The organism is Actinomadura sp. KC06, assembly GCF_004348735.1.
Lineage (GTDB): Bacteria > Actinomycetota > Actinomycetes > Streptosporangiales > Streptosporangiaceae > Spirillospora.
In genome coordinates, this window is the sequence record NZ_SMKT01000007.1 from 50,069 (window position 1) to 75,809 (window position 25,741).

Sequence of the window (25,741 nt, forward strand, 5' to 3'; positions counted from 1 at the left end):
GCGCCGCGGGCAGCATGATGGGACGGTGCCAGCACAACGAGAAGGGCCGCCCACCAGGTCGTCCGGGCGGAACGCGTCATCCAGGCGGACCGGGCGGCCGCCGGCGACCTCGCGGGCCGAGATCCTGGCGGCCGCCCGCCGGCTCATCGACCGCGACGGCTGGGAGAGCCTGACCATCCGCCGCCTGGCGGCCGAGACCGGCGTCGGGGCGACGACCCTGTACCACCACGTCCGGGACAAGGACGACCTGATCGTCCAGCTCGTCAACGAGCACGTCGACCAGGTCGCCCGCCCCGAACTGCCCGACGCCCCCCGAGACCGGATCATCGTCGCCTGGACGACGATCCACGACGCCCTCGCCGGCTGGCCGTGGGGCGCGGAGGTCCTCACGTCCGACGGTTTCCTCGCGCGCCTCGGCGATTCCGCCCTTTGGTTCGTCGAGACCATCGTGGGCGGCGCGGTCGATTACGGATGCACGCGCCTGCAGGCCGTCGACCTTTTCCGGAGCATTTGGTACTACACCGTGGGGGAAATACTCGTCCGGGCGCACACCGTCCGGCGGAGGGACGAGATCGGCGACGCCGACCGCGAATTCAGCCTCCGCGCCCTGGACCCGTCCCGATATCCGCATCTGGCCGCCATTGGCGACCAATGGCCGGCGCGCGCCTCCCTCGACCTCTACCCCCAGGTCCTCCACATCCTGGTCGACGGCCTACTGGCCCAGGCCACGGCGAACCGGCACTAGATCAGCGCTCGGCGGGCGCCCACCACTCCAGGTTGGCGGACGCCTGAGCCACCGGCTCGATGACCTCCCACGCCTCGGCGATCAGCCCGTCCTCGAACCGCCAGACGTCCACGACCGCGATCTCCGGCCCCGCATCGGGAAGCCGGCGCCGGGAGTGCATCATCACGTGATCGCCGTCGGCCAATAGGTGCTGGACCTCGACCTCCATGTCGGCGATCTTCACCCACGCCGCGCGCACGGCGGCGAGCCATTCCGTTTTGGTGGACGTCGAATCCGGCCGGTGATGGACGAATTCGTCGCTCAGCACCGCGCCGAGCGCGTCGACGTCCCCTGTCTCGATCAACTCCGCCATCGTCTTTTGCACGATGCTCTTGTTCTCGTCGCTCATGGACGCAGTGTTTCCACCGGTCGCGACGTTTGTCGATGAAATCCCATTTCATGGCGCCCGGCACCGCGATGAGTAACCTGGATGCTCGTGCACACAGTCGGGGAGCTGCTGCGGCAGTGGCGCCACCACAGGCGCGTCAGCCAGCTCGATCTCGCTATCGCCGCCGACGTCTCGGCCCGCCATGTCAGCCTGGTCGAGACCGGCAAGTCCAACCCGAGCGCCGACATGGTCCTCCGCCTCGCCGACCAGCTCGACGTCCCGTTGCGCGATCGCAACCGGCTCCTGCTCGCCGCCGGTTTCGCCCCCCGCTACACCGAACGGCCCCTTGAGGACGGCGCGCTCTCAGCCGCCAGCGACGCGATCGCAAGGGTGCTCCGCGCGCACGAGCCCTACCCGGCGCTGGTCTTCGACCGCCGATGGAACATCGTGATGACCAACCGCGCCATCGAACCGTTCCTCGAAGGCGTCGACCCCGACCTCCTGCGACCGCCCGTCAACCTCGTCCGCCTGGGGCTGGACCCGCGCGGGCTCGCTCCCCTGGTCGTCAACCTGGCCGACGTCCGCACGATGTTCCGCGCCCGGGTCGCCCGCCAGCTGGCCGCCGCCCCCGACCCCGGCCTCGCCGCCCTCTACGAGGAACTGCTGGGCCCCGCCCCCGAGGACGCACCAGGACGGTCGATCGAATCCGACGTCCTGATCCCGATGATCATCCGCTTCCGGGGGCGCGAACTGCGGCTCTTCTCCACCATCACCACCTTCGGCACCCCGATGGACATCACCCTCGACGAGGTGGCGATCGAGTCCTACTACCCGGCCGACTCCGAAACCGCCGCCTACTTCACGTCAGGGAGCAGGGACTAGGCAGGCCCGGCGGCCGCGGCCCGCTCGACCGCTCCGATGTGATGGAACGTTCCGGAATTTGCGATTCGGGCTATTGACTCTCCGCCGAATGTGTCCTTATCGTTCCGGCAACAGGAACGACGTATCGCTCAGCAGAACGAAGGGTGCGATCAGTGGGCAGCGGGAACCTCGGGGCGGCGAGCGCCCTCATCGACAGGTACCTGCAGCTTTGCGAGGACCGGCGGCTGGACGAGGCGGGTGCGCTCCTCACTCCGGGCGCGCGGCTGGTGTTCCCCGGGAACCGGGTCTACGCCACGCTCCCGGAAATGGCCGCCGCGTCCGCCGGCCGGTACCGCTGGGTCCGGAAGGAGCGGGAGCGCTACTTCGAGGGCACCACGAACGGCGGCGCGAACGGCAGCGGGGACGGCGGCTCGAACGGCGGCGGCGCAATCGGGGGCGGCGCGCTGACGGTCACCTCGCTCGGCACCCTCTACGGCGAAGACCTGACCGGACGGCCCTTCTCGGGCGTGCGGTACGTGGACGTGTTCGTCCTGCGTGACGGGCTGATCGCCGAGCAGCACGTGTACAACGACCTCGCGGTCGCCGGCATCGGAGCAGCGCCGGCGGCGGAGGAACCCGGGACGCCCGCCTGACGGGCGCACCTCGGCAAAGACCCTTGTCAACTCGTCCGATCGAGGTCCCGACCATGAAGAGCACCCCCCGAACGAGCGCCGCCCGAACGAGCGCCGCCGCGCTCGCCGTGTCGACCGCCGCCGCGCTCGCGCTCACCGCCTGCGGCGGCGACTCCGGCGGCGACTCCGGCAACGAGATCACCGTCGCCTTCGCCGGGGCCGTCAACGCCCCCAAGGAGGACGTCGCCACCTACGCGGTGGCCAAGGAACAGGGCTTCCTCGACAAGGAGAAGCTGAAGGTCAAGACCATCAACGCGGACGGGTCGTCCGCCGCGATCCAGGCGGTGACCTCGCGCAGCGCCGACATCACCGCGGCCGACGTGGGCTCCATCCTGGCCGCCAAGGAGAAGGGCGTGCCGATCAAGGCGATCGGCGGGCTCGTGCAGAACTGGCCGTGGCGGATCGCGGTGAAGCCGGACAGCCCGATCAAGTCCGGGACGGACCTCAAGGGCAAGAAGATCGGCGTGATCAGCCTCGCGTCCGGCTCGGCCCCGTACGCGCGGGCGTTCGCCAAGGACGCGGGCCTGGACGGGCAGAAGGACATCGACCTGCTGCCGGTCGGCATCGGCACCCCGGCCGCGTCCGCGCTCAACACCGGCAAGGTGGACGCGCTGGCCCTGTACACCGCCCCGTACGCGGCGATCGAGAACTCCGGCACCAAGCTCAGGTACCTGCCGAACTCGGCCGCGTTCCAGGGCATCCGCTCGCTCACCTTCGCGGCGCGCGAGGACACGATCAAGAAGAAGAAGGACGCGCTGACCCGCTATCTGCGGAGCGCCTACCAGGGGATCCTCTTCTCGTCCGTCCAGCCGAAGGGCGCGATGCAGATCGGGTTCAAGACGTTCCCGGCGATGCTGTCCGGCCAGTCGGCCGAGCAGCGGCTGACCGGCGACACCAGGGTGCTGCAGAGCTTCCTCGACAGCGCGACCCCGGCCCAGGGCGAGCCGGAGTCGTTCACCAACTGGGGCGCGATCAGCGACGCCGAGTGGACCAAGACCATGGCCTACACCAGGGCCGCCGGCCAGATCACCGAGGACATCCCGATCTCCGACGCCTGGGATCCGAGCCTGCTCCCGGCCGCCAACCAGTTCGACGGGGCGCAGGTGATCTCCAAGGCGAAGGCGTACGGCCCGAAGTAGCGGATCCGAAGATCGTCCGAAGGAGAGTTCATGGCCAGCAGAACCCTCGGCCGGCGCCAGGCGGCCGCCCGGGCCGGGGCCCGCGCGGAGGCCAAGGCCCCGGCCGACGAGGGCTCCTGGATCGAGGTGGCCGGGCTGGAGAAGGTGTACCGGCCGCGCAGGTCGGAGCCGACGCACGCGCTGTCCGACATCGACTTCACGATCAAGCGCGGCGAGTTCGTCTCGGTCGTGGGCCCCTCGGGCTGCGGGAAGACGACCCTGCTGAAGATCCTGGCCGGGCTGATCCCGAAGACGGACGGGACGGTCCGGGTGGCCGGACGCGACGTCAGCGGCCCGCTGCCCGAGGTCGGGATGGTCTTCCAGGCGGCGACCCTGCTGCCGTGGCGGACGATCCTGCAGAACGTCATGGTCCCGGTCCAGGTGCAGCGGCTGAACGTCCGCGAGTACCGGGAGCGCGCCGAGGACCTGCTGAAGATGGTCGGCCTGGAGGACTTCGCGGGCAAGTACCCGCACGAGCTGAGCGGCGGCATGCAGCAGCGGGCCGGCATCTGCCGGGCGCTGGTGCACAACCCGGCGGTGCTCCTGATGGACGAGCCGTTCGGCGCCCTGGACGCGATGACCCGCGAGTACATGAACGTCGAGCTGCTGCGGATCTGGCGGGAGAGCGGGCAGACGATCGTGTTCGTCACGCACTCGATCTCCGAGGCGGTCTTCCTGTCCGACCGGGTCGTCGTGCTCAGCCCCCGGCCGGGCCGCATCGCCGAGATCGTCGACATCGACCTGGGCCGTCCGCGCGACCTCGGGATCGTGTCCTCGGACGCGGCCGGCGTCTACGTGAAGCGGATCCGCGAGCACTTCAGCGCCGCCGGCGTCATCGATTGACGAGGTCCCCATGACATCGACGCAGAAGACAAAGAACACGTCCAAGAACACGGCCACCGCCCCGCCCGGACGGGCGAAGCTGCGCCGGATGCTCGACCCGCGGGAGCGGCCGGAGATCGTGCTGGTCCCGGCGGTCTTCGCGATCGTGATGCTCGGCTGGGAGTTCCTGGCCACGCCGCTCGGGATCGACGAGTACACCCTGCCGCGGCCGTCGCAGATCTACGAGTCGCTCGAAGGCCAGCTCACCGACGGCCAGTTCTGGGGGCACCTGCGCGTGACCCTCCAGGAGGCGCTGTTCGGGTACGCGATCGGCGTCGGCGCGGCGATGCTGCTCGGCACGCTGATCTCGCAGATCCGGCTGGTCGAGCGGACCCTGATGCCGTACATCGTGGCGTTCCAGACCGTCCCGAAGGTGGCGCTGGCGCCGCTGTTCGTCGTCTGGTTCGGGTTCGGCATCAGCAGCAAGATCGTAATGGCCGCGGTCATCTCGTTCTTCCCGATGCTGGTCAACGTCATCGAGGGGCTCCGCTCGGCGGACGCCGACCGGATCCAGATGCTCACGGTGTTCGGCGCCGGACGGTTCCAGATCTTCCGCATGGTGCGGCTGCCCACCGCGGTGCCGTTCATCTTCGCCGGGCTCGACATCGGCATCGTGTTCGCGATCCTCGGCGCGGTCGTCGGCGAGTTCATCGGCGCCAAGGAGGGGCTCGGCTACCTTCTCCTGCAGAGCAACTTCAACTTCGACATCGCCGGCATGTTCGCCGTCCTCGTGGTGCTCTCCGTGCTCGGGCTCATCGCGCACTTCCTCATCCGGCTCGCCCAGAGGCGCATCGCGTTCTGGGCGGAAGAGAACAGGGTGATCGGGGCGTGACACAAGCGGAGACCAAGGAACCGACGCGTTCGGGCATCGCCCGCGCCCTCGCCGTGATCGACGCCATCGCCCGGTCGCCGCGGGCCCAGGGCGTCTCGGTGATCGCCCGGGAGACCGGCCTGTCCAAGGCGGTCGCGCACCGGATCCTGCGCGAGCTGGTCAACGGCCGGTTCCTGCGCTTCGACGAGACGACGAAGGTCTACCGGCTCGGGCCCGGCGCGCTGGGCATCGGGCTGGCCGCGATGCGCGAGCTGGACGTCCCGGCCATCGCGCACCGCCACCTCGTCGCGCTGTCGGAGCGCACCGGGGAGACGACCACGCTCTCGCTGCGCCAGGGCTGGTCGCGGGTCTACGTCGACCAGGTGCTGTCGTCGCACGAGATCCGCATGTCGGTCGCGCTCGGTTCCAGCCATCCGCTGCACGCGGGGTCGTCGTCCAAGGCGATCCTGGCGGCGCTGCCCGACGGCGAGGTCGACGACTACGTCGCGCACCACAAGCTCGACAGCGTCACCGACGCCACCATCACGTCCGCGGACGCGCTGCGCGAAGAGATCGAGCGGATCCGGGCGCTCGGCTACGCGGTCAGCTCCGGGGAACGGCAGTCGGGCGCGGCGAGCGTCGCGGCGCCGATCTACGGCGCGGCCGGGCAGCCGATCGGCTCGATCTCGGTGTGCGGGCTGCAGGACATGTTCACCCGCAGCCGCAACAGGTCGCTCGGCGACCAGGTCATCGCGGCGGCCGCCGCGGTCTCCGCCGATCTGGGACGCCGCCCGCCCAGGTCCGAGCGCGACCCCGGGGACGTCGCATGACGCCCGCCGCCACACCGCCGCGGCGGCACTGATCGTGTCCAGATTTCACTTGGGGGAATGAATGCAGGACGGTCCACTGCAGGGCCTGCGGGTCATCGACGCCTCGACCATCCTCGCCGGGCCGCTGTGCGCGCAGATCCTCGGCGACTTCGGCGCGGACGTCGTGAAGATCGAGCACCCGGTCGCCGGCGACGGGATGCGCGGGCACGGCAAGTCCAAGGACGGGACGCCGATCTGGTGGAAGGAGATCTCGCGCAACAAGCGGGGGCTCGCGCTGAACCTGTCCGCCCCCGAAGGCGCCGAGATCCTGCTCAGGCTGGCCGCGCGGTCGGACGTCCTGATCGAGAACTTCCGTCCGGGGACGCTGGAGCGCTGGGGCATCGGCCCGGACCGGCTGCACGAGGTGAACCCGAGCCTGATCATCGTCCGGGTCACCGGCTTCGGGCAGCACGGCCCGTACGCGGGACGGGCCGGGTTCGGCACCCTCGCCGAATCGATGAGCGGGTTCGCGTACATGACCGGCGAGGCGGATGGGCCGCCGACGCTGCCCGCGTTCGGGCTCGCCGACAGCCTCTGCGGGATCGCGGCCTCGTCCGCGACGGCGATGGCGCTGTGGCACCGCGACCGCGACCCGGAGCGGCGCGGCCAGGTCATCGACCTGAGCCTGCTGGAGCCGCTGATGACGGCGGTCGGCCCGGCGCCGACCGTGTACGACCAGCTCGGCGTGGTCGAGGAGCGGCACGGCAACCGGTCGACCAACAACGCGCCGCGCAACACCTACAAGACGGCGGACGGGCACTGGCTCGCGGTGTCGACCAGCGCGCAGCGGATCGCGGAGCGGGTGCTGCGCCTCGTCGGCCACCCCGAGGTGGTCGAGGAGCCGTGGTTCGCGACCGGCCACGGCCGCGCCGCGCACGCGGACCTGCTCGACAAGCTCGTCGGCGGCTGGATCGCCGAACGCACCCGCGCGGACGTCGTCGCGGAGTTCACCGACGCCGGAGCCGCGATCGCCCCCGTCTACAGCGCGGCGGACATCGTCAACGACCCGCACATCCGGGAGACGGAGATGCTGACCAGCGTCCCCGACCCGGACTTCGGGCCGATGCTCATGCACAACGTGATGTGGCGGATGTCGCGCACACCGGGCCGGATCCGCTTCACCGGACGGGCGCTCGGCGCCGACACCGACACGCTGCTCGTCGACGAGCTCGGCCTGGACCCGGCGGAGGTCGCGAGCCTGCGCGAACGCCGCATCGTGACCTGATGCCCGCAACCCCTACCGAAGGAATCCGGAGACAAGGCACCCAGTGACCACTCAACCAGCGACCGGACACCCCGACCCCCTTCTGGCGGCCGTGCTCGCCGGGGTGACCGTCTACGACCTCGCCCGCCCGATGTCCATCGGGATGCCGCAGTCGCCGAACCATCCCGCCTACTGGCACACGCTGCCGCGGCGGCACGGCGACCGGACGCGTCCCGACGGGGGCTCGGCCGCCAACGACATGATCGTCACCGGCACCCACGTCGGGACGCACATCGACGCGCTGGCCCACGTGTCCCAGGACGGGCGGCTGCACGGCGGCGCGGACGCCGTCGCCGCCTGCCAGGGCGGCGGCTACCCCGAGCACGGCGTGCACACCATCGCGCCGATCGTGCGCCGAGGGGTGCTGCTGGACGTCCCGCGCGCGCTGGGCGAGGAGCACTGCGCGCCCGGATACGAGATCACGCCCGACGACCTGGACCGCACCGTCCGGCACCAGGGCACGGACGTCGGCGCCGGCGACGTCGCGCTCGTCCGCAGCGGCTGGGGACGGCTCTTCACCGACCCCGACCGGGACGCCTACATAGGCGCGAAGTCCGGCGTGCCCGGCGTGGGCGAGGCGGGCGCCCGCTGGCTGGCCGGCCGCGGCGTGCACGCAGCCGGCGCGGACACCATCGCCTTCGAGTGTCTGCCGCCGGGCCAGGGCCACAGCGTGCTGCCCGCGCACCGCGTGCTGCTGGTCGAGTCGGGGATCTACATCATCGAGACCCTCGACCTCGAAGAGATCGCGCGCGCGGGCGTCCACGAGTTCACCTTCGTCCTGGCGCCGCTGCCGCTGGTAGGCGCGACGGGATCACCCGCCCGCCCGCTGGCCGTGGTGTCTTTGGAGCGTTCCGATGGCTGACCCGGACCTGGTCGCCGAGCCGGAGCTGGCGCGCCGGTTGGCGGATTTCGCCGCCGCGACGACGTTCGCGAGCCTGCCGGACGACGTCGTCGACAGCGTGCGCAAGCGCGTCCTCGACGTGATCGGGCTGTGCGTGGCGGCGCACCGGCTGGAGACGAGCGCGGCCGTGCTGGAGTACGTCCGGGATCAGGGCGGACGCCCGCAGGCCCACGCGATCGGCGGTGGCGCGGCCGTGCCCGCCCCCCTCGCGGCGCTGGCCAACGGGGTCCTGGCCCACTCCCTCGACTACGACGACACGCACCTGCCGTCCGTGCTGCACCCGAGCGCCTCGGTCGTTCCCGCCGCGCTGGCCGCGGGCGAGCGAGCGGGCGCGTCCGGCCGCGACACGATCCGCGCGATCGCGGTCGGGCTGGAGGTCTGCGTCCGGCTGGGCATGGCCGGATACGACGCGCGGGCCGGCAACTCGACCTTCTTCGAGCACGGCCAGCACGCCACGTCCATCTGCGGCGCGCTCGGCGGCGCCGTCGCCGCGGGCCTCCAGCTCGGCCTGGACGGCGACGGCCTGCTGGACGCCCTCGGCGTCGCCGCGTCGATGGCGTCCGGGCTCATCGAGGCCAACCGGACCGGCGGCACCGTGAAGCGCCTGCACTGCGGATGGGCCGCGCATTCGGCGGTCACCGCGGCCGAACTGGTCAGCCGCGGCTTCACCGGGCCCCCGACCGTCCTGGAGGGACGCTTCGGCTTCTTCCAGGCATTCCTGCGCGGCGAGTACGAACCGAAGGAGATCACCGAGGGACTCGGCACCGACTGGGCCGTCCCGGGCATCTTCTTCAAGCCCTACCCCGCGAACCATTTCACCCACGCCGCCGTCGACGCCGCCATCGCGCTCCGCGAGCAGGGCCTCGCGGCCGACCGCGTCGTGTCGCTGACGCTCGGCGTCCCCGCGCCCGTGATCCGCACGATCGGCCAGCCGATCGAGCTGAAGCGCGCCCCCGAGACCGGCTACCAGGCGCAGTTCTCCGGCCCGTACGCGGTCGTCGCCGGGCTGCTCGGCGGGGGCGGCCTCGGCGTCGGGCTCGGCGACTACACCGACGAGCTGGCCCGCGACCCGTACCGGCGCGAGCTGATGGCCAAGGTGGACGTGGTCGCCGACGACCAGGCGACGGAGATCTTCCCCATGCAGTTCCCCGCCGTCCTCACCGCCCGCGACGTGGACGGACGCGAATGGCGCCACGAGGTGCCCGTCAACCGGGGCGGCCCCGACCGTCCCGTCAGCGACGCGGAGCTGGAGCTGAAGTTCCGCGACAACACCAGCGGCCGGCTGTCCGAGGACGCCGCCGCCGAGACCGCCCGCCGCGTACGCGGGCTCGCCGACCTCGCGGACGTCGGCGACCTGCTCCGCCCCCTCGCGGATTTCCAGGACCGGGACACGAAGGAAGAGATCCATGGCTGAATACGATCTGCTGGTCAAGGACGTCAAGGTCGTCACGCACGAGCAGGACGACCCGTTCGAGGCCGACATCGCCGTGCAAGACGGGCGGATCGCCCGCGTCGCGCCCGGCCTCGAAGCGGCCGACGCCGCCCAGGTCGTCGACGGGCGGGGCCGTCCGGCCTTCCCCGGTGTGGTCGACGCGCATCAGCACTGGGGCATCTACAGCCCGCTCGCCGACGACACGGTCACCGAGAGCCGCGCGTCCGCGCAGGGCGGCGTCACCACCGCGCTGACCTACATGCGGACCGGGCAGTATTACCTGAACAAGGGCGGCCCGTACGCCGACTTCTTCCCCGAGGTCCTGGACGCCGCCGCCGGACGCTCGCACATCGACTACGCGTTCCACCTGGCGCCGATGTCGTCCGGCCACATCACCGAAATCCCAGACCTGATCGAGCGTTTCGGTGTCTCATCCTTCAAGATCTTCATGTTCTACGGCGGGCACGGGCTGCACGGCCGCTCGTCCGACCAGAGCGCGTTCCTGATGACGCCGCCCGGCGAGCGGTACGACTACGCGCACTTCGAGTTCGTGATGCGCGGCGTCCAGGAGGCTCGGGAGCGGTTCCCCGAACTCGCCGACGAGATCTCCCTCTCCCTGCACTGCGAGACGGCGGAGATCATGACCGCCTACACCAAGATGGTCGAGGAAGCGGGCGACCTGACCGGCCTGGCCGCCTACCACGCCTCCCGCCCGCCGCACTCCGAGGGTCTCGCCATCTCCATCGCGTCCTACCTGGCGCACGAGACGGGCCTGCCCAACATCAACCTCCTGCACCTGTCGTCGGCCAAGGCGATGGACGCGGCCGTCCGCATGGCCGGGGCGTTCCCGCACGTCGACTTCCGCCGCGAGGTCACGATCGGCCACCTGCTCGCCGACATCGACACGGCACACGGCATAGGCGGCAAGGTCAACCCGCCCCTGCGCCCGCGCGAGGACGTCGAGGCGCTCTGGCACCACGTCGCCGAAGGCACCGTCGACTGGGTCGTCAGCGACCACGCCTGCTGCCGCGACGAGATCAAGTTCGGCGAGCCGCGCGACGACGTCTTCCTGGCCAAGTCGGGCTTCGGCGGCGCCGAGTACCTGCTCGCCGGGATGGTCACCGAGGGCCGCAAGCGGAACCTCCCGCTCGGCCGGATCGCCGCGCTCACCTCCTGGAACCCCGCCCAGCGGTACGGCCTGCGCACCAAGGGCGCGATCAAGGAGGGCCTGGACGCCGACTTCTGCCTCGTCGACCCGGACAAGACCTGGACCGTCCGGGCCGCGGACTCCGAATCCGCGCAGGAGTACACCCCGTTCGAGGGTTTCGAGCTGACGGCCCAGGTAACCGACACTTTTGTGCGCGGACACCAGGTTCTCGACGCGGGAAAGATCGTCGGCACGCCCGCCGGGCGGTACGTCCACCGACCGGCCCGATGAGATCGGCCCTCTACGTCCCCGGAGACCGCCCGGAAAAGCTGGCCGGTTCGCTGACCCGCGGCGCGGATGCCCTGATCGCCGACCTGGAGGACGCGGTAGCCCCCGACGCCAAGCCCTCAGCCCGGCGCACAGTAGCCGCCTGGCTGACCACCCTCCCGCAGGACGGCCCAGAAATCTGGATCAGAATCAACCCCGGGAAAGCCGGACACGAAGACCTACAGGCCCTCGAACCCGGACTTCACGCGATCACCGGAATATGCGTCGCGAAAACGGAGACACCAGACGACCTCACCGCCCTCGACAACCTCCTGCCTCCACAGACCGCGCTCTGCCCGGTACTGGAAAGCGCCGCAGCCGTCCTCGCCGCAGTGGAGATAGCCCGGGCACCCCGAGTCGTCCGGCTGCAGCTAGGCGAGGCCGACCTGTGCGCGGACATCGGCGTCGACCCCGGCGCCGACGAGCGAGAACTGCTCTGGCCCCGGTCGCAGATCGTCCTGGCCTCGGCCGCCGCCGGCATCGACCCACCGCTGGGCCCGGTGAGCACCGACTTCCGCGACCTGGACCGCCTGGCCGAATCGACCCGCGCACTCCGCCGCCTCGGCTTCCAGGGCCGGGCCTGCATCCACCCGGCGCAGCTTCCGGTCGTCAACGAGGTGTTCACCCCGTCGCCCGACGAACTCGCCAAGGCCCGCGCACTGGTGGCGCGGTTCGAGGCCGCGGGTTCAGGCGTCGTCGTCGACGAGTCGGGCCGCATGGTCGACGAGGCCGTGATCCGCCGAGCCCGCCGAACCCTCGCCCAGGGAAAGGTGACCCGTTGAATCGGATCTGGTTCCAGAAGCACACGGTGGTCGGCCGCAACCCTTGGCTGGACGAGGGCTACGAACAACACGCCCGCGACATCCTCGGCGACCGCGCAGACGTGGAATTCCACGCCCTGCCTCCCGAGGTGTATGAGACGAAAATGCCCGCCGACCACGTGAAATACGGCCAGCTGGAAGTCTTCTTCTCCTGGTACTTCGCCGAGCGCGCGGTCGAGGCCGAACGCCAGGGCTATTCGGCCTACATCATCGGCACCAGCCAGGATCCCGGCCTCGCCGCCGCCCGCTCCCTGGTCTCGATCCCGGTAGTCGGATACGGGCAAGCGACCTTCGATTTCCTCCGCTCCCAGGGCCTCCGATTCGGCATCATCGGTTTCGTCCCGGCCCTAGAGGAGCCCCTACGCCAAAACCAGACCCACTACGGCTGCGCCGACCTATGCGTCGGCTTCCGCTACCTCCCCGAGGGCCGCACACTCATCGAGAAAGGCCTCCCGGACGACGCACTCCCCGTCCTCCTAGAAAAGATCACTTCCGCCGCCGAAGAACTGCGCGAAGCGGGCGCACAAGCGATCGTCTCAGGCGAGGGCATCCCCTGCGAACTCCTCTGGCGCGCCGGAATCCGCAGAATCGCCGGCCTCCCGGTAATCGACTCCAACGGACTAGCCCTGGCCACCGCGAACCTACAGGCAGAGCTGCTAGCCGCAGGCGTCTGGAGCCGCAACACCCCCGGCTACCTGACCGACCGCGCCCCCACCAAAGAGGTAGACCGCCTCCGCACCCTATTCGCCCCCACCATAACCCGCCCCTAAACAGTTACTACGTCACCACCACCTCCCATACCCCTCCGGCAAACCCCACACTCTCGCGCGCCCATCATCGGCGACTCCGATAGTCGGCGTATTCGTCCCCGATGACACCATGATTGACCCAGCGGTCCGGTGCTGCACCGAGCACCCGCCCGGCAAGATCGAGAGCCTCATCCGGATTTGCAGCCGAGCCGACAATCTTTCCCCATACTTCATCGTTTGAGTCGAGTGGCGGGAACTCCGAAACGTCCTTGAAGACGTCGCTACCGAGTCGATGACCTCGCTCAAGTACAGCGTGATGCGGTCCTTGGCCGGGCTGAGTGCTGCCCAGCGGATGATGTGCTCGTCCCCATGGTCGAAACCGCCAAGAAGCTGTTCGATCTGCTTGCCTCGCCGCAGAGCGCCGACAGCGAAAGCTGGGGTGAGATGCCTCATGTATTCCGTCCCGCCGGCTCAGGCAGCCGACCGTCATCAACGTGGTCGAGGACACCGCCAGGGCTCCGGAGCTTGGCCTGACCTGGTCGTTACGTCAACTCGGCAAGTTTGGAACGCGTCCCGCGCCACCGGCGGACGGTTCACGTTGCACTACCGGCTCACCACTCACTACCTGTACTTCGAAACCGGCGGCATATCCGGGACGAGACAGGAGCAGATCCCGCTGATCAACATCCAGGACGTGGACATCTCGCAGACCCTGCTCCAGAAGACGCAGAAGGTCGGCAACGTCCTGGTGCACATCGTCCGGCCAGGCGGCCCGCGGGAGACTGCGGTGCTCGACTCGATCGTGGACCCCGCCCAGGTCAGGGACCTGATCAACCAGACCGTCCACCATGTGCGCGCGGCCGTGCACCAGCGGCAGATCGACGAGCAACGCGACCTCGGCACCCACCGTTTCCAACACACCGGCCCCCAGCCGGTCGACGGCCACTACACCAGCGGGTTCGCACAGCCGCCGGCGCTGCCGAGCAGCCCGCAGGCGACACCCGCGATCCAGGCCACCACACCTGAGGACGTCATGGCCCTGCTCAAGCAACTCGGCGAACTCCGCGACGCGGGCGTGGTCACCAACGAAGAATTCGAAGCCAAGAAGAAGGACCTCCTCGGCCGGCTATAGCCCGTCCACGCCACCACACACGCCGATCGGGCGCGCGACCTTCTTAACCGCCGGCGAAGGCCTGCGACGCACCCGGAAGGGCCGGGCTCCGATCGTCCAAAGGGCGATGAGTCTCGCCGTGGCTGCCAGTCTGTATCCCTAACGCGCGATCAACCGCACCGCACCCGAGGAGAGCGCCATGACCGCCACCTACACATTCGACGTCTTTTCCAGCCTCGACGGCTTCGGCGCCGCCGGCGGCAACTGGACCGGCTACTGGGGAAAGCAAGGCCCCGAACTCCTCGACCACCGCCTCGCCCTGTACAGCGAGGACCAACGGATGGTCTTCGGGGCCAACACCTACCGGGCGTTCGCGCAGATGCTGGCCACCAGCACCGAGGGGTCCGAGGTGCGTGACCCGTGGGTCACACGGATGAGGAACCTGCCGGCAACGGTGGTGTCGACCACGCTGGACGAAACCCTCGACTGGCCGGACGCGAACATCGCAAGCGGCGATGCCGTCGAGGTCGTCGCCCGGCTCAAGGAGGAGTCCGCGGTGCCGCTGCGCTCGCACGGCAGCCTGGCGATGAACCGGGACCTGATGGCCGCCGGTCTGGTCGACCGCGTCCAGGTGACGCTCTTCCCCGTGATCACCGGTCAGAGCGGGCTGGACCCGGTCTTCGAGGATGCGGCCGACTTCGACCTCGAACTGATCGAGAGCCGGACGCTCGACGGTCACATCCAAGAACTCATCTACAAGCCCACCCTGCACGTCTGATTCCGTCCGCGCGCCCCCACCACATCAAGCTGCCGAAACTGACAGGAGTTCCTCCTGCCCAGCTTGCCGACGGGCCTCGCGCCCATCCCGATCACGAGGCTCGCCGACCCCTCCTGATTTCGTCGATTCGTTCGACGAGCCGCCGCAGGGGGGAGCGTCAGAGACAACGCCCGGGTCGACGCCCGTGTCCGCAGTGAACCCCACGACCATGGGACGTCTCCTCCCAGGCCCGCATGAGCGGTCAGGCCAGAGCCCCTCTCCGGTCTCGGTTCGTTCAACTCCCGCATCAATTTCGGTATGAGGCGCATGCCGGCACGCCAGGTCGCGCGGATGCTCGACGAAGATGCCACTAAGAGCGATCCAGTCGGCCCAACTATCCAGCGGACGGTCGCCTAGACACCTATGAATTTTTCGCGCCGGAGATGGTCTCTTCCTGCGGTGATCACGACGAAGGAGGCCGTCCCAGGTGCGAAAGATCGTGTTCCACATGCAGACGACCCTGAACAACCGCATCGCCAATGCCGAGGGATCGTTCTGGGAGCCGTTCCCCTGGGGAGAGGAGGAAACGGCCTATATCGCCGAGCAGTTCTCCCAGGCGGACACCTGGGCAATGGGCAGGGCGACCTACGAGGCGATCGTGCCCTGGTGGGACAAGGTCGCCCGCGGGGAGACTCCCGACGACGCACCCGCCATCACCGATGCGGACCGCAAGTTCGCCAAGGTGCAACAGAACATGACCAAGGTCGTCTTCTCCACGACCCTGCCGTCCACGACAGATCGCCTGGTCATCGGAGGCGATCTGGTCAACGAACTCACCGCGTTGAAGCAGCGGGACGGCAAGGACATCCTGCTGTCCTGCGGCCCCAAGACCCTCGCGCCGATCGCCTCCGTACCCGGTGTGATCGATGAGTACCTGCTTGCCGTGAGCCCCGCCGTCCTCAGCGCCGGACCCCAGGTATTCGACGGCCTGACGATAGATCTCGGCCTCGAACTGACCGACGTCAAAGTATTCAAAGCCGGCGCGATCGTTTCCCGATACCGCACCCTCCACCCCTAGATCCCGACCCGAAACCGGACGCCGCATCCTCCCAGGTCGTGCCAAGCGTGAACTCAAGAAGATCAAGAAGCCTAAGAAGGGGCGGAAGCCCAAGGGATCGGGCACGTAGCGGGCATGGCGGCCGATGAACGCAAAAGGCCCAGCGTCAGCGCTAAGTCGCTGGCCTGGGCCTTCAGTGGTGGAGCGGGTGACGGGAATCGAACCCGCGCTGTCAGCTTGGGAATCAAACCGATCCAGGCCGTCATAGCGGCTGACCTGGCCACCCCTCATACCGCAAGTGACCGTGACTGCCCCCTGATCACCGTGGCTAGTTGCACGCTAATTGCACGCCACCGCACCCGCTGACCTGCGCGTCCTCAGCCTGCCCTGAACGGGGACAGCACCCCGGATCATCCGAGGGTAAGCGGACCCGGAGCGCAGGGCCGGCCACGGCCCGAGCACCGGAAGCCGCGCGGCAGCGATCGCCCCCAGCCCCGCAACCACCTCAGCCACGCTGTGGCGATCGTAGGGCGCAACCATCACCGTCTGATCCGTAGCAAGATCGACGCCGTTCAGACATGTCCACACGTGCCTCCTGACCAGCGCGGCAACCTCGCGCCCGTCCACACTCGTCCGAGGTCATCCGACACCGTTGTTTAGCGGCCGTTAGCACCCACATGCGTCTCGGAAGGTGCACCCCGCGCGCACGAGCGAGCGCGCACGGCGAGACGTCAGCCGAAGCCCTCACTGGCGTACTACACCGGACGAAACTCGTCTGCCCCATCGTCTGATGGGCGACACGTTGCGGTGCCGCGAGCCCGCAGGCTCTACTAAACCCCGTTGGCGAGACAAGATCGACTGGGGAGAATGGACGTTATGAGCGATCCACTCTGGTCCGACCGGTCGACATGGCTACGTGGAGACGATCTTAAAGCTTACCGTGTGACCTCAAGTGGCCTTTGCTGGTGGTGCCAGTCGGCTCCAGCAACTACTCGTGAACACAAGTTCAAACGCACTGACCTTGACCAAATGTGGGGCGACTCTAAATACCTGCTCTGGGGTTCGAGCGGTGATGACCGCACAATATGGGATTCAGAGGGATTCGGGCGGCTCTCGCAGATCCGCGGACCGAAGTCTGACGTTGCAAGGTTCAAGCCAAGCATGTGTCTGACCTGCAACGGAAAAAGAAGCCAGTCATTCGACGAGTCTTATGTCACCTTCTCCAGGCACGTTTGGCAGCACATGGACAGACTGTGGAAAGCTGGTTACTTTGACATGTCGAAGATCTACGGCAATGAATGGCAATCGCGTGTGCTCGAAGTGGCAAGATACTTCGCCAAGCATTGTGCTTGTAGCATGGTTGATGCCGGCTTCGAGGTCCCCCAGTCTGTAATCAAGTTCCTTGATGGCGAAACGAGTCGTCTGGAAGACATGCACTTCGTCATCTTTAAGGACCCTCAGATCAGGCGCTACCGACGGCGGATGAAGGAGATTGGGGTGGCGGCCGGAGGATTGCACATCGAACCGGCCGCTGGTGCAGTCAGCAAGAGTCGGAAGTGTCTAACTGGGTACTCCTGCGCTTACCTACTTGGTTTCATTGGAGTGAAATATTATTGGAGAGAAGGGGCCAGAGCCTCGGACTCGTTCTATCTCCATCAGAAGCCGCGAATCTACCGTCGCGAAGAACTTCCACCTATTTAGCTGATGACTAACTTGAACGCCCTGAGCACCCCGGAGGGTGCGCCCGCGCGAACGGCGAGACGGTGTGATAGACAGTTTGGCGCGGGCGTGTTCTCCGGCCCGCGGGGGGCTGGGGGCCGCGAGGCCTCCGCTTCGTGCACGTTCAACCGACTAGCGTATGCCCGAGCAGGGCCCTACCTGATTGCTTAGCACAAGACTCTGAACGGACACATTAGAGCCGGTCAATCGGTGCTTGAGCTCAGTTTCTCCCACACCCGTTTAACCGGTTCGAGGAAGTTTGGAGTTCCGGATGGATCCTCTACCGCTGGACTGAACGAGATTTCACCAGATTCCTCACGCGTGAATAGGCACAACATATGAGAATGCCGCCCATCCCGTGTAATTCCGGTGACATCAACGGCCTCTTGTCGATTTGGACGTTCACCCGCCGGCTTGGGCCTGCCCGTTCGGAGGTCTTCACCTGGCTCAGCAGCCGCGATCCATGCTTCGCAGATCAGTAGGACCCCATCAGCCCTCTTCCTGGCAACGTGTTCTGCCAGCTTGTACATGGCTAGGCGTTTGCTAGCTTGGTCGTAGAACTGTAGTGCCATCAGGCCAACCATTCGGTCACCGCGCAGTAGCCAAGCAGCGGTGGCCAGCGACTTGTCAACCGTGAGCATGCGCCTTGCCATCTCCAGCACGGTGGGCACCCTCTCGATGGCGTCACCATGTACAGTGAAATCTCCATACCGCTGACGTGCGCGCTCACCCAACTCTTCATCGAGAGATTGAATGTAATCATCTTCGATGATTTCTTCGCCGCTCTCAAGGTTAACCGTAAGGCGTCGACTATTATCCTTCATCAACATACATTCAGGGATAGCTGCGAACCCGCCATCCAGGCACTCGCGATTTCGAGGTGGCAGTGTGCACTTGCCTACCTCTGACTTGTGATGTGCGGTGCGAATAACATCCACGAGTTGCCCATAGGCGTGGGCCGTTGCATCAAGCAACTCGCAATCGGGCAAAAGACGATCCACCCAACGACGCTCAACCGTCAACATTCCGTCGTGCACAGCAAGCGGTTTCCTCGCAAGCATGTGCATCATAATGTCGTGGGTGGTGTAGCGCGGCGGCAAAGTGTAAGTGGCTTCGTACTCTTGAAGCCAATCTAGAGAGAGATGGGCTTTGGCTTGGCTGAAAAGGTCAAGATCCGCCTCTTTAACGATGCGGTTACGCGCTTTTACGATCCACTTCATGATCGAGTCTGCGCTGACGGATTTCTGCCATTCGCCATACCAATTCGCAAAATCAGGCAACACTGAACGTTGCTTTTGGAGCAACCAGGTCACATTGCGGAGATTTTGGATTAGTGCATTGAGATTGAGTCGAAAGAGGTCTGGGTCCATATAGCTATCGGCGGTGGCATGCCAATGCTCGTGGCAGTCCAAGAGGCGCCGATGCGCACTCGGGACGGGGCAGTCCGCAAGGTTCTCCACGGCAAGCCAGCTTACTTCTGCCGAGTCTGTTATGTCAGAACGTTTTGAGTGCGTACACAGGCCTCGTCGCCGCATTGGGGCATGGGATATTAGGGGCCTGGAGCGCTCGTTCCTTAGCGTGGCCGGGCGGCCGGGACGGGTCGGCCCGGAGAGGCCGCACGCCCGGCCCGGACCGACCGGCGGCGGCCGCGGAGCGGGCGCCCTTGAAGACGTAGAGAAAGTTCTCATCCGGTCGCTGGGCGTCGTCCGTCGTCACCTTGTGCGTGGTTGATGGCCCTTCACGTTGAGGAGGGCTCGCATGGTCTCGGCTGGGGTGACGCAGCGGAAGCCGGTGTCGTCGTCAAGCATGTCGGCTGATGCGTCGTTGAACGTGGACGGTGCGCAGCGTAGGAAGGGGCTCGTGAAGGCGCTGCCCTTCAGCTCGTAGCGGCCAGGTGCGGATTCGGTGGAGCACCAGTCCCATGTGTTGCCGCACATGTCGTAGACGCCGTACGGGCTGACGCCGCTCGCGTAGCAGTCGACTGGAGTCGTCTTGCGGTGGCCACCTTCGCGACAGTTGCACTTTGCGGGGGTTCTCTGGCTGCCCCACGGGTAGATGTCGCCTCGCGTTCCTCGGGCTGCCTTCTCCCATTGCTGGCTACTGGGCAAGCCTTTGGCAGACCACTGGGCGTAGGCGTTCGCATCGTGCCATGTCACGAATACGACGGGGTGATTGGCGAGATCGGTCGGCATCTCACCGTTCTCCCAGTGTTCGGGCGGCTTGTAGTCGGTCGCCGAGACGAACCGGGCGTAGTCCATGTTTGTGGTGGGGAACACATCGATGTAGAACGCCGGGACGTAGGCCGGTTCGTTGCTCTCGCCTGAGAAGTAGACCCCGGCCGGGACCAGCGTCATCAACTTGCCGTCGATCGGGTGTCTGACCTGGTCTTCGTCGCCTACGGGGTTGTCAGGCTCGGGCTCGTGGGCTGCTGGCTGCTCTGAGGGCACGCCCGGATCTTGGGCAGGTGCGGGCGGGCTCGTCAAGCCGATCATCTCGGCGAACCGGGTCTGAATCTCGACGCTGGCAGCCGCCAAGACGGTGTCAAGGCCCTGCTGATTGATGGGACGGGGGATTATCTTCTCCCCCTCTTTCTCCCACCTGACGATCATGCGTTCGCTTACGCCGAGTTCTGCGGCGAAGTCGACCTGACTTACTCGCTTCGCCTCTCGAAGCGCTCGCGCTTCGTGGCCGGTCCAACGCTGGACAGTGGGGGGCATCTCGTGCTCTCCGTGGACGTGTGAGGCAGTCAGACGGCTTCGGCTGGGATCTCTTCGTATTCCTTGCGGAGAGTCTCCAAGATCGGATGCGCGTCTGGGAACTCCACATCGTTGATGGCCGTGATCGCGCGTACGCCGACCGCGGTATTGGTCGCGAACGCGGCTTCCATGCGCGGTAGGTCAGAGACGTTGACGGGGCCAAGGGACATCGCGTCGTGCACCTGTTGCAGTAGGCGCATGGTCACGCCCTGGAGGATCTCCGCGTTAGGCCAGATGACTTGGTGGCCGTCGAAGAACCCGATGTTCCATGTTGCGCCCTCTGAAATGAACATGTCCGCGTCGGTGAAGACGCAATCATCGAACCCGTCGAGTTGAGCATTGCGGCGATGCCGGATGGCACCGAACAGGCCGACGTGCTTCTGCTCGGGCAACTCGCGTACGTAGGGCCTGGATTGCACTCGGATGGGCGTCATGGGCCAGGTGCCGGCCGGTCGTGTGGTGACGAGGATCTTCGGCTCGGCCTGGGCTCCGGGATGGCCTAGTTCGAGGTCGGGGTCGTAGATGGTCACCCGGACGACGAACGCGCCCTCCCGTCCAGCGGTTGCCTGCCTGACGTAGTCGCGGACCTGTTGACGGTCCAGCTCGTGACTGAAGAGAACGCGGCAATCTCGGACGAGTCGCTCTAGGTGGTGCGAAAACCCCCTGATGCGGTGGTCTTCCATGCGCATGGACGTGAAGTGACCGTAGTTCATCAGGGCCAGAGCCTTGAGCTCATCGGGAGTGACAGGGACGCCGTTGAGTTCAGCCATGAATTCAGTGTGTCAGCAGATATGGCCTGATCGCAGATCTGGGTGCAGTGGAAGTTCAGTGCTGGGTCGGTGTGAGGACATGGGAAAGGCTGGCTCAGCGCGACACCTTGGTTGGTATGAGCGGTCGTGGGCTTTCGGAAAACACAGTGGTGCGGCTCGGTACGCCGCTTGGTCGTAGCAGGCGCGCAAGGAGAGTGGTCAACCTGACGGAGGACGAGCGTCAGCTCCTCCTGGACGAGCTTGCCGCGGTTACGGCTGAGATGAACGAGCTTCAGGCTCGAACGATGGAGATCGCGGCCCGCGTCATCAACACCACGCGGACTCAGCACGCCCGTCCGGCATAGACCCCCGGCGAGCGCAGATTCTGGCTCCCTTCCCTGGAGAAAGATCATGCCCTTCGTGGACGCGACAGACCCGTTGCCGGGAAGTCCGGGCCGGTCTGGCGAGCTTCGTCAGTGCGGAGAACCGTGAGGCCCTCAAGGCGGCGATGAACCGCGAGGACGAGCGGGCTCGGAGGGTGGCCGAGAGTCGGGCCTCACTACCGGCCTGGTCGCACAGGGCATGACGATGCAGCTCGTCGTCGAACCGATCCTCGGATGGCTGCTGCTCTACGGGGTGGCCTGCGGGCTCGTCGGTGCCGCCTTCACGTGGGTGGTGAAGCCACGGCTACACCGGCGTGGGGCCCACCGACACGGAGCTTCGCCGCTCCACAAGACGCTTCCGGCTGACGGTGACAGGGCCAGTTCGCCCCGCGCGCCTCGCCGTCGGTCGGAGGACCACACCCCCCTTCGCCGGCAGGGGGCTCATCACAAACCACCAGCAGGAGGAGGGTGGTCTATGTAGCCCTTACTCAGGGCGCGTCAAGGCTTGAACCCGAAGTGCAGTGAGCGACTGAATCCCGCGCGCCCTGGAGCGGTTGGACGACCAGGGCCGCCCCTGTCCTCGCTAATTGCAGGGGTGGCCTCTCCCCCAGAGATCAACACTTGCAGCGGCCCGAAACCTACGGGCCAGAGGCTCTATGGAGGAAAAGTGATCACCATCGCCGAATCCGACAAGCCGACCGTGGCCGAGCTGGACGACCTTGCGAGCGTCGCGCTGACCCGCGCCGCGGGCGACGACAACGAGCGGCAGGCCATCACCCGGCGGAACCTGGACGAGTTCCGGGCAATGAACAACGTCTCCATGATGGGCGGCTGGACCTGATTCCAGCGGCGTCTGAACAGGAGGGCACCCCATGCACTTTCTGAACGTCCCGCACTCCGTTGAGTCGGTGGGGCGGCTGGTCCGGGCATCGTGGGGTGCCCCTCCCAGCCTGCCCAGCCTCCACGCGACCTACCGCGGAGTCCTCGCGCAAGACCGGCCCTTCGCGCCTCCTCGGGCTGGTGTCTCGATCAGCTACGAAGACGGCTCGTGGGGCACGTACCTTCAGGAGAACCGGGTCTTCGAGAGCATCTTCGTCGGGCGTCAGAGCACGACGAAGGACGCCCGACGCCTCTGGAAGGAGCAGACCGAGCAGGCCATGACGTACACGCGCGGGACCTACCCCGCGCTTGGCTACCTGGTCGACCTGCTCATCACGGACGTCGTTCTACTCACCTCGGAAGCCACGGGCGGTGGCTCTGCTTCACACCTGCCCGGCCTGGTCGCTATCAGCCCCGGCCCCAAGTGGACGACGATGGACTTCGCGGAAACGCTCGTCCACGAGATGACCCACCTCAATCTGTTCGTACTGGATGCGGTCTACGGGCTGTACGAACTGCCTACGGCTGACCTCGCCGAGCAGGAACACCGCGTCGTCAGTGCGGTCAAGGTGGGCGAACTTCGGCCGTTGGATAAGGCGTTCCACTCCGCCGTGGTCGCCGTCCCGCTGATGTTCATGCAACATCACCGCGGGGAGACAGCGCTCGTGGACGCCTTCGCGGAGTCCCTCGTGGACTGCTGCACGGGCTTGGAAGCCAAGCGCGACCTGTTCACGCCGTACGGTCGGCTCCTGCTGGACGAGCTGGCGGAGTTCGCGCGGACGCTGGACTACAGCTTGGTGGAGATGGCGTTCACTCGCACGGATCTCGCCGCTTAGTCCTCAATGGTGATGCCCATCGCTGACGCCAGGGCGAACAACAGACCTTGCGCGTCGGCGGTGGGCACTATTGCGCCCTGGAAGCTCTGGATGCCGTTGACCCCGTAGAGGTCGCAGTCGGAGAGTCGAGTGCCTTTCATGTTGGCGTTGCTGAACTGTGCACCGGTCAGTTTGCAACGCTCGAACCGGACGCCGCCAAGTTCCGCGCCCTGGAAGTTCGCATCTGTGAGATTGCAGTCGCGGAATACAACGCTCTTGAGGCGGCCGAAGCGGAACGATGACAAGTCGGCGCGGCAATTGGTGAACAGGACATCACGGAGACCGCACTCGGTCATCGATGTCCCGGTCAGGCGGCTGCCATCGACCACGGCGTTGAAGATCCGCGAATCGATGAGCTTCAGGTTCGCCAGGTCGCACGACGTGAACTCGACATCGGCGAAGCCCGCCCGGCGCATCATCGTCCCGGAAAAGCGGGTCTCCTGAAACCGGCAGCGCTCGAACTCCACGTCTTCAACATCTTGCGCGGATAGATCTAGGTTCCCGTACAGCGCGGACAGGTAAACGCCGTCGTCAGCTAGATCGGCATCCGAAGCGCCGGCCTCTGCCAGCGAATTGGGAAGTTTGGGGGCCACTGGTTCTTTAAGGCGCCTGGGACGTGCCCGAACATTGCTAGTTGCCACGCGTCCGACCCTACTCTTCATGGACCCAAGGTGCCGGTGACTCGCTGGAATCGAGGTGTGCAATGGCGGCTGGAAGAAAGAGGCGCACATTGGGGCGCTCACGGCGAGTGGCAGCGATCCCTCCGGCGGACACGGCTCCGCGGTTCACCGGTCCCGTGTCCGCTCGTCGAGTTCGTCAAGCCGGGCGCTCTGTCGTCGTAGGTGTTCCTTGATCTCCTGAAGCTGGCTCCAGAGAAGCGTGAACTCCTCGCTCGGGCCTTCAGCCTCGTCGTCCTCGCGCTCGTCGGACGCCTCGCCTTCCGGCCGCCTCGTCACGATGCTCGGCGTGCCCTGCCTGCTCATGACGAGGTCCTCCTCGCGGAGAACGGCGAGCGCACGTTCTACCGTGGCCCCGGCCGCGCCGAACCGCTCCCCCAGCTTCGCGATCGACGGCAGGGCCTCCCCAACCGGGTACCGCCCTGCGGCGATGTCCTTGCGCAGCGGTCGGATGCTTCTCGGGCCGCCCCAAATCCAAGACGGACAACTGGAAGCACGTGGTCAAGGCGCTCGGCGTGCCGAACCTGCTTTTCCACGATCTCCGGCCCACGGGGAACCAGCTCGCGGCGGACATGGGCGTCTCGACCAAGAACCTGATGGCGCGCATGGGGCACGACAATGAGCGGGCCGCGCTGCGGTATCAGCGCAAGTCGGCCAAGGGCGACCGCGCGATCGCCGATGGCCTCGATGCGCTCGTCCAGGCGGAACGCGGTGAGGATGACGACGAGGACGGCGGCGCGGCAGGGGCGCGGATGCCCATGGCCTAATGGCACGGTGGTCTGTGGCAGCTGGTAACAAGATCAAGGCCCGGGTCGGGATCAACATCCCTGACCTGGGCCTTTGGCGTGGGAGCGGGTGACGGGAATCGAACCCGCGCTGTCAGCTTGGGAAGCTGAAGTTCTACCATTGAACTACACCCGCGTGCGGGCGCTGGTGGGCGCCATGCTGTGGATACTGTACCGGAAGTCGGGTGGGGCGTGGTCTTGGGATAGCGTTTCGGGGTGCTGCTCAGCGATCGTGACATCAGGGCCGAGCTCGAGTCCGGGCGGGTGAAGATCGACCCGTATGAGCCGGGGATGGTTCAGCCGTCCAGCGTGGACGTCAGGCTGGATCGGTACTTCCGGGTGTTCGAGAACCACAAGTATCCGCACATCGATCCGGCCATCGAGCAGCCGGATCTGACACGGATGGTGGTCGTGGACGCCGACGAGGCGTTCGTGCTGCATCCCGGGGAGTTCGTGCTGGCCTCGACGTACGAGGTGTTCGGGCTGCCGGACGATCTCGCCGCGAGGCTGGAGGGGAAGTCGAGTCTGGGCAGGCTGGGGCTGCTGACGCACTCGACGGCGGGGTGGATCGATCCGGGGTTCTCGGGGCATGTGACGCTGGAGCTGTCGAACGTGGCGACGCTGCCGATCAAGCTGTGGCCGGGGATGAAGATCGGGCAGATGTGCCTGTTCAGGACGAGTTCGCCGGCGGAGTACCCGTACGGGTCGGCGCGGTACGGGTCGCGGTACCAGGATCAGCGGGGGCCGACGCCGTCGCGGTCGTATCTGAACTTCCACCGGACGAAGGTGTAGTTCGATCGTGACCTGAACGTGACAGAAAGCACCCAAAGATGAAACATGTTCTCTGAACGGGTAGTTTCGGGCGACGCATGGCATTGGCGTCTGGTTGACAGCCTCTTTGCCTGAGGCCGGCCGGACGAGCGACCCGTTTCCGCGCAGTGACGTGG

The 25,741-nt window shown here is 66.9% G+C and carries 28 protein-coding genes and 1 tRNA gene; 22 read left to right on the plus strand and 7 right to left on the minus strand.

Features of this window, described 5'->3' with window-relative positions; genetic code table 11:
* Positions 1 to 25: 25 nt before the first annotated feature.
* Positions 26 to 745: a TetR/AcrR family transcriptional regulator gene (locus E1287_RS04270; protein WP_131963478.1), complete on the plus strand. Its 720-nt coding sequence runs from the start codon at positions 26 to 28 to the stop codon at positions 743 to 745.
* A gap of 1 nt (position 746) precedes the next feature.
* Here E1287_RS04270 and E1287_RS04275 read toward each other — a convergent pair whose 3' ends face one another.
* Positions 747 to 1,133 carry a nuclear transport factor 2 family protein gene (locus E1287_RS04275; RefSeq protein WP_131963479.1) on the minus strand — a complete coding sequence of 129 codons (387 nt, stop codon included), beginning with the start codon at positions 1,131 to 1,133 and terminating at the stop codon, positions 747 to 749.
* An 81-nt stretch (positions 1,134 to 1,214) separates the two neighbouring features.
* Between E1287_RS04275 and E1287_RS04280 the strand changes: the two genes are divergently transcribed.
* The 16 genes from E1287_RS04280 (at position 1,215) to E1287_RS04355 (ending at position 17,672) form a co-directional block, all read left to right on the plus strand.
* Entirely contained in the window at positions 1,215 to 1,994 is a 780-nt protein-coding gene (locus E1287_RS04280) for a helix-turn-helix transcriptional regulator (protein WP_207934000.1), read from the plus strand.
* 152 nt (positions 1,995 to 2,146) lie between these two features.
* On the plus strand, positions 2,147 to 2,626 hold the full coding sequence (locus E1287_RS04285) for a hypothetical protein (RefSeq protein WP_131963480.1): 480 nt from the start codon (positions 2,147 to 2,149) through the stop codon (positions 2,624 to 2,626).
* Positions 2,627 to 2,679: 53 nt separating this feature from the next.
* Positions 2,680 to 3,804 carry an ABC transporter substrate-binding protein gene (locus E1287_RS04290; RefSeq protein WP_131963481.1) on the plus strand — a complete coding sequence of 375 codons (1,125 nt, stop codon included), beginning with the start codon at positions 2,680 to 2,682 and terminating at the stop codon, positions 3,802 to 3,804.
* Between the two features lie 30 nt (positions 3,805 to 3,834).
* Complete coding sequence (locus E1287_RS04295; RefSeq protein ID WP_131963482.1) at positions 3,835 to 4,686, plus strand: ABC transporter ATP-binding protein; 852 nt, start codon at positions 3,835 to 3,837, stop codon at positions 4,684 to 4,686.
* 10 nt (positions 4,687 to 4,696) lie between these two features.
* Positions 4,697 to 5,557 (plus strand): ABC transporter permease, encoded by an 861-nt coding sequence (locus tag E1287_RS04300; RefSeq protein WP_131963483.1) that lies wholly within the window; start codon positions 4,697 to 4,699, stop codon positions 5,555 to 5,557.
* Positions 5,554 to 6,366, plus strand: coding sequence for an IclR family transcriptional regulator (locus E1287_RS04305; RefSeq protein ID WP_131963484.1), 813 nt, complete (start codon positions 5,554 to 5,556; stop codon positions 6,364 to 6,366). The genes E1287_RS04300 and E1287_RS04305 overlap by 4 nt, the downstream gene beginning before the upstream one ends.
* Positions 6,367 to 6,427: 61 nt before the next feature.
* Positions 6,428 to 7,630 (plus strand): CoA transferase, encoded by a 1,203-nt coding sequence (locus E1287_RS04310; protein ID WP_131963485.1) that lies wholly within the window; start codon positions 6,428 to 6,430, stop codon positions 7,628 to 7,630.
* A 43-nt stretch (positions 7,631 to 7,673) separates the two neighbouring features.
* Positions 7,674 to 8,531 carry a cyclase family protein gene (locus tag E1287_RS04315; protein WP_243718599.1) on the plus strand — a complete coding sequence of 286 codons (858 nt, stop codon included), beginning with the start codon at positions 7,674 to 7,676 and terminating at the stop codon, positions 8,529 to 8,531.
* Positions 8,524 to 9,984, plus strand: coding sequence for an MmgE/PrpD family protein (locus tag E1287_RS04320; protein WP_131963486.1), 1,461 nt, complete (start codon positions 8,524 to 8,526; stop codon positions 9,982 to 9,984). Before E1287_RS04315 ends, E1287_RS04320 begins: the two co-directional genes overlap by 8 nt.
* The gene (locus E1287_RS04325) at positions 9,977 to 11,440 is read left to right on the plus strand and encodes a dihydroorotase family protein (RefSeq protein WP_131963487.1); all 1,464 of its coding nucleotides are present in this window, start codon (positions 9,977 to 9,979) and stop codon (positions 11,438 to 11,440) included. Before E1287_RS04320 ends, E1287_RS04325 begins: the two co-directional genes overlap by 8 nt.
* Positions 11,437 to 12,258, plus strand: a complete 822-nt coding sequence (locus E1287_RS04330; protein WP_131963488.1) for a CoA ester lyase — start codon at positions 11,437 to 11,439, stop codon at positions 12,256 to 12,258. The genes E1287_RS04325 and E1287_RS04330 overlap by 4 nt, the downstream gene beginning before the upstream one ends.
* On the plus strand, positions 12,255 to 13,067 hold the full coding sequence (locus E1287_RS04335; RefSeq protein ID WP_131963489.1) for an aspartate/glutamate racemase family protein: 813 nt from the start codon (positions 12,255 to 12,257) through the stop codon (positions 13,065 to 13,067). The genes E1287_RS04330 and E1287_RS04335 overlap by 4 nt, the downstream gene beginning before the upstream one ends.
* Before the next feature lie 577 nt (positions 13,068 to 13,644).
* Positions 13,645 to 14,178, plus strand: a complete 534-nt coding sequence (locus E1287_RS43525) for an SHOCT domain-containing protein (RefSeq protein WP_165968876.1) — start codon at positions 13,645 to 13,647, stop codon at positions 14,176 to 14,178.
* 178 nt (positions 14,179 to 14,356) lie between these two features.
* A complete protein-coding gene (locus E1287_RS04345) occupies positions 14,357 to 14,935 on the plus strand; it encodes a dihydrofolate reductase family protein (RefSeq protein ID WP_131963490.1) in 579 nt (192 codons plus the stop codon).
* Positions 14,936 to 15,401: 466 nt separating this feature from the next.
* Positions 15,402 to 15,992: a dihydrofolate reductase family protein gene (locus tag E1287_RS04350; RefSeq protein WP_131963491.1), complete on the plus strand. Its 591-nt coding sequence runs from the start codon at positions 15,402 to 15,404 to the stop codon at positions 15,990 to 15,992.
* Between the two features lie 855 nt (positions 15,993 to 16,847).
* Positions 16,848 to 17,672 (plus strand): hypothetical protein, encoded by an 825-nt coding sequence (locus tag E1287_RS04355; protein WP_131963492.1) that lies wholly within the window; start codon positions 16,848 to 16,850, stop codon positions 17,670 to 17,672.
* A 221-nt stretch (positions 17,673 to 17,893) separates the two neighbouring features.
* On the opposite strand, the gene E1287_RS04360 is transcribed toward E1287_RS04355, so the two are convergent.
* The 3 genes from E1287_RS04360 to E1287_RS04370 all read right to left on the minus strand — a co-directional run bounded on the left by E1287_RS04360 (position 17,894) and on the right by E1287_RS04370 (position 21,216).
* On the minus strand, positions 17,894 to 19,150 hold the full coding sequence (locus E1287_RS04360) for a hypothetical protein (RefSeq protein WP_131963493.1): 1,257 nt from the start codon (positions 19,148 to 19,150) through the stop codon (positions 17,894 to 17,896).
* Between the two features lie 252 nt (positions 19,151 to 19,402).
* Entirely contained in the window at positions 19,403 to 20,407 is a 1,005-nt protein-coding gene (locus E1287_RS04365) for an SUMF1/EgtB/PvdO family nonheme iron enzyme (RefSeq protein WP_131963494.1), read from the minus strand.
* A gap of 29 nt (positions 20,408 to 20,436) precedes the next feature.
* The gene (locus E1287_RS04370) at positions 20,437 to 21,216 is read right to left on the minus strand and encodes an aminotransferase class IV family protein (protein WP_131963495.1); all 780 of its coding nucleotides are present in this window, start codon (positions 21,214 to 21,216) and stop codon (positions 20,437 to 20,439) included.
* Positions 21,217 to 21,410: 194 nt separating this feature from the next.
* Between E1287_RS04370 and E1287_RS04375 the strand changes: the two genes are divergently transcribed.
* The 3 genes from E1287_RS04375 (at position 21,411) to E1287_RS04380 (ending at position 23,293) form a co-directional block, all read left to right on the plus strand.
* Positions 21,411 to 21,560 carry a hypothetical protein gene (locus E1287_RS04375; RefSeq protein WP_207934001.1) on the plus strand — a complete coding sequence of 50 codons (150 nt, stop codon included), beginning with the start codon at positions 21,411 to 21,413 and terminating at the stop codon, positions 21,558 to 21,560.
* A gap of 685 nt (positions 21,561 to 22,245) precedes the next feature.
* Positions 22,246 to 22,419, plus strand: coding sequence for a hypothetical protein (locus tag E1287_RS43530; RefSeq protein WP_165968877.1), 174 nt, complete (start codon positions 22,246 to 22,248; stop codon positions 22,417 to 22,419).
* Positions 22,420 to 22,450: 31 nt separating this feature from the next.
* Entirely contained in the window at positions 22,451 to 23,293 is an 843-nt protein-coding gene (locus E1287_RS04380; RefSeq protein ID WP_131963497.1) for an HEXXH motif-containing putative peptide modification protein, read from the plus strand.
* Here E1287_RS04380 and E1287_RS04385 read toward each other — a convergent pair.
* Both E1287_RS04385 and E1287_RS46235 read right to left on the minus strand, forming a co-directional pair.
* Positions 23,290 to 23,925: a pentapeptide repeat-containing protein gene (locus E1287_RS04385; RefSeq protein WP_243718601.1), complete on the minus strand. Its 636-nt coding sequence runs from the start codon at positions 23,923 to 23,925 to the stop codon at positions 23,290 to 23,292. The two genes, E1287_RS04380 and E1287_RS04385, sit on opposite strands and share 4 nt — an antisense overlap.
* Before the next feature lie 192 nt (positions 23,926 to 24,117).
* Entirely contained in the window at positions 24,118 to 24,483 is a 366-nt protein-coding gene (locus E1287_RS46235) for a GntR family transcriptional regulator (protein WP_131963499.1), read from the minus strand.
* 23 nt (positions 24,484 to 24,506) lie between these two features.
* Here E1287_RS46235 and E1287_RS04395 point away from each other — a divergent pair, with 23 nt between their 5' ends.
* Positions 24,507 to 24,776 (plus strand): hypothetical protein, encoded by a 270-nt coding sequence (locus E1287_RS04395; RefSeq protein ID WP_131963500.1) that lies wholly within the window; start codon positions 24,507 to 24,509, stop codon positions 24,774 to 24,776.
* 83 nt (positions 24,777 to 24,859) lie between these two features.
* On the opposite strand, the gene E1287_RS04400 is transcribed toward E1287_RS04395, so the two are convergent.
* Positions 24,860 to 24,930, minus strand: a tRNA-Gly gene (locus tag E1287_RS04400).
* Positions 24,931 to 25,010: 80 nt separating this feature from the next.
* Here E1287_RS04400 and dcd point away from each other — a divergent pair.
* Positions 25,011 to 25,586, plus strand: coding sequence for a dCTP deaminase (dcd, locus tag E1287_RS04405; protein WP_131963501.1), 576 nt, complete (start codon positions 25,011 to 25,013; stop codon positions 25,584 to 25,586).
* Positions 25,587 to 25,741: the final 155 nt, after the last annotated feature.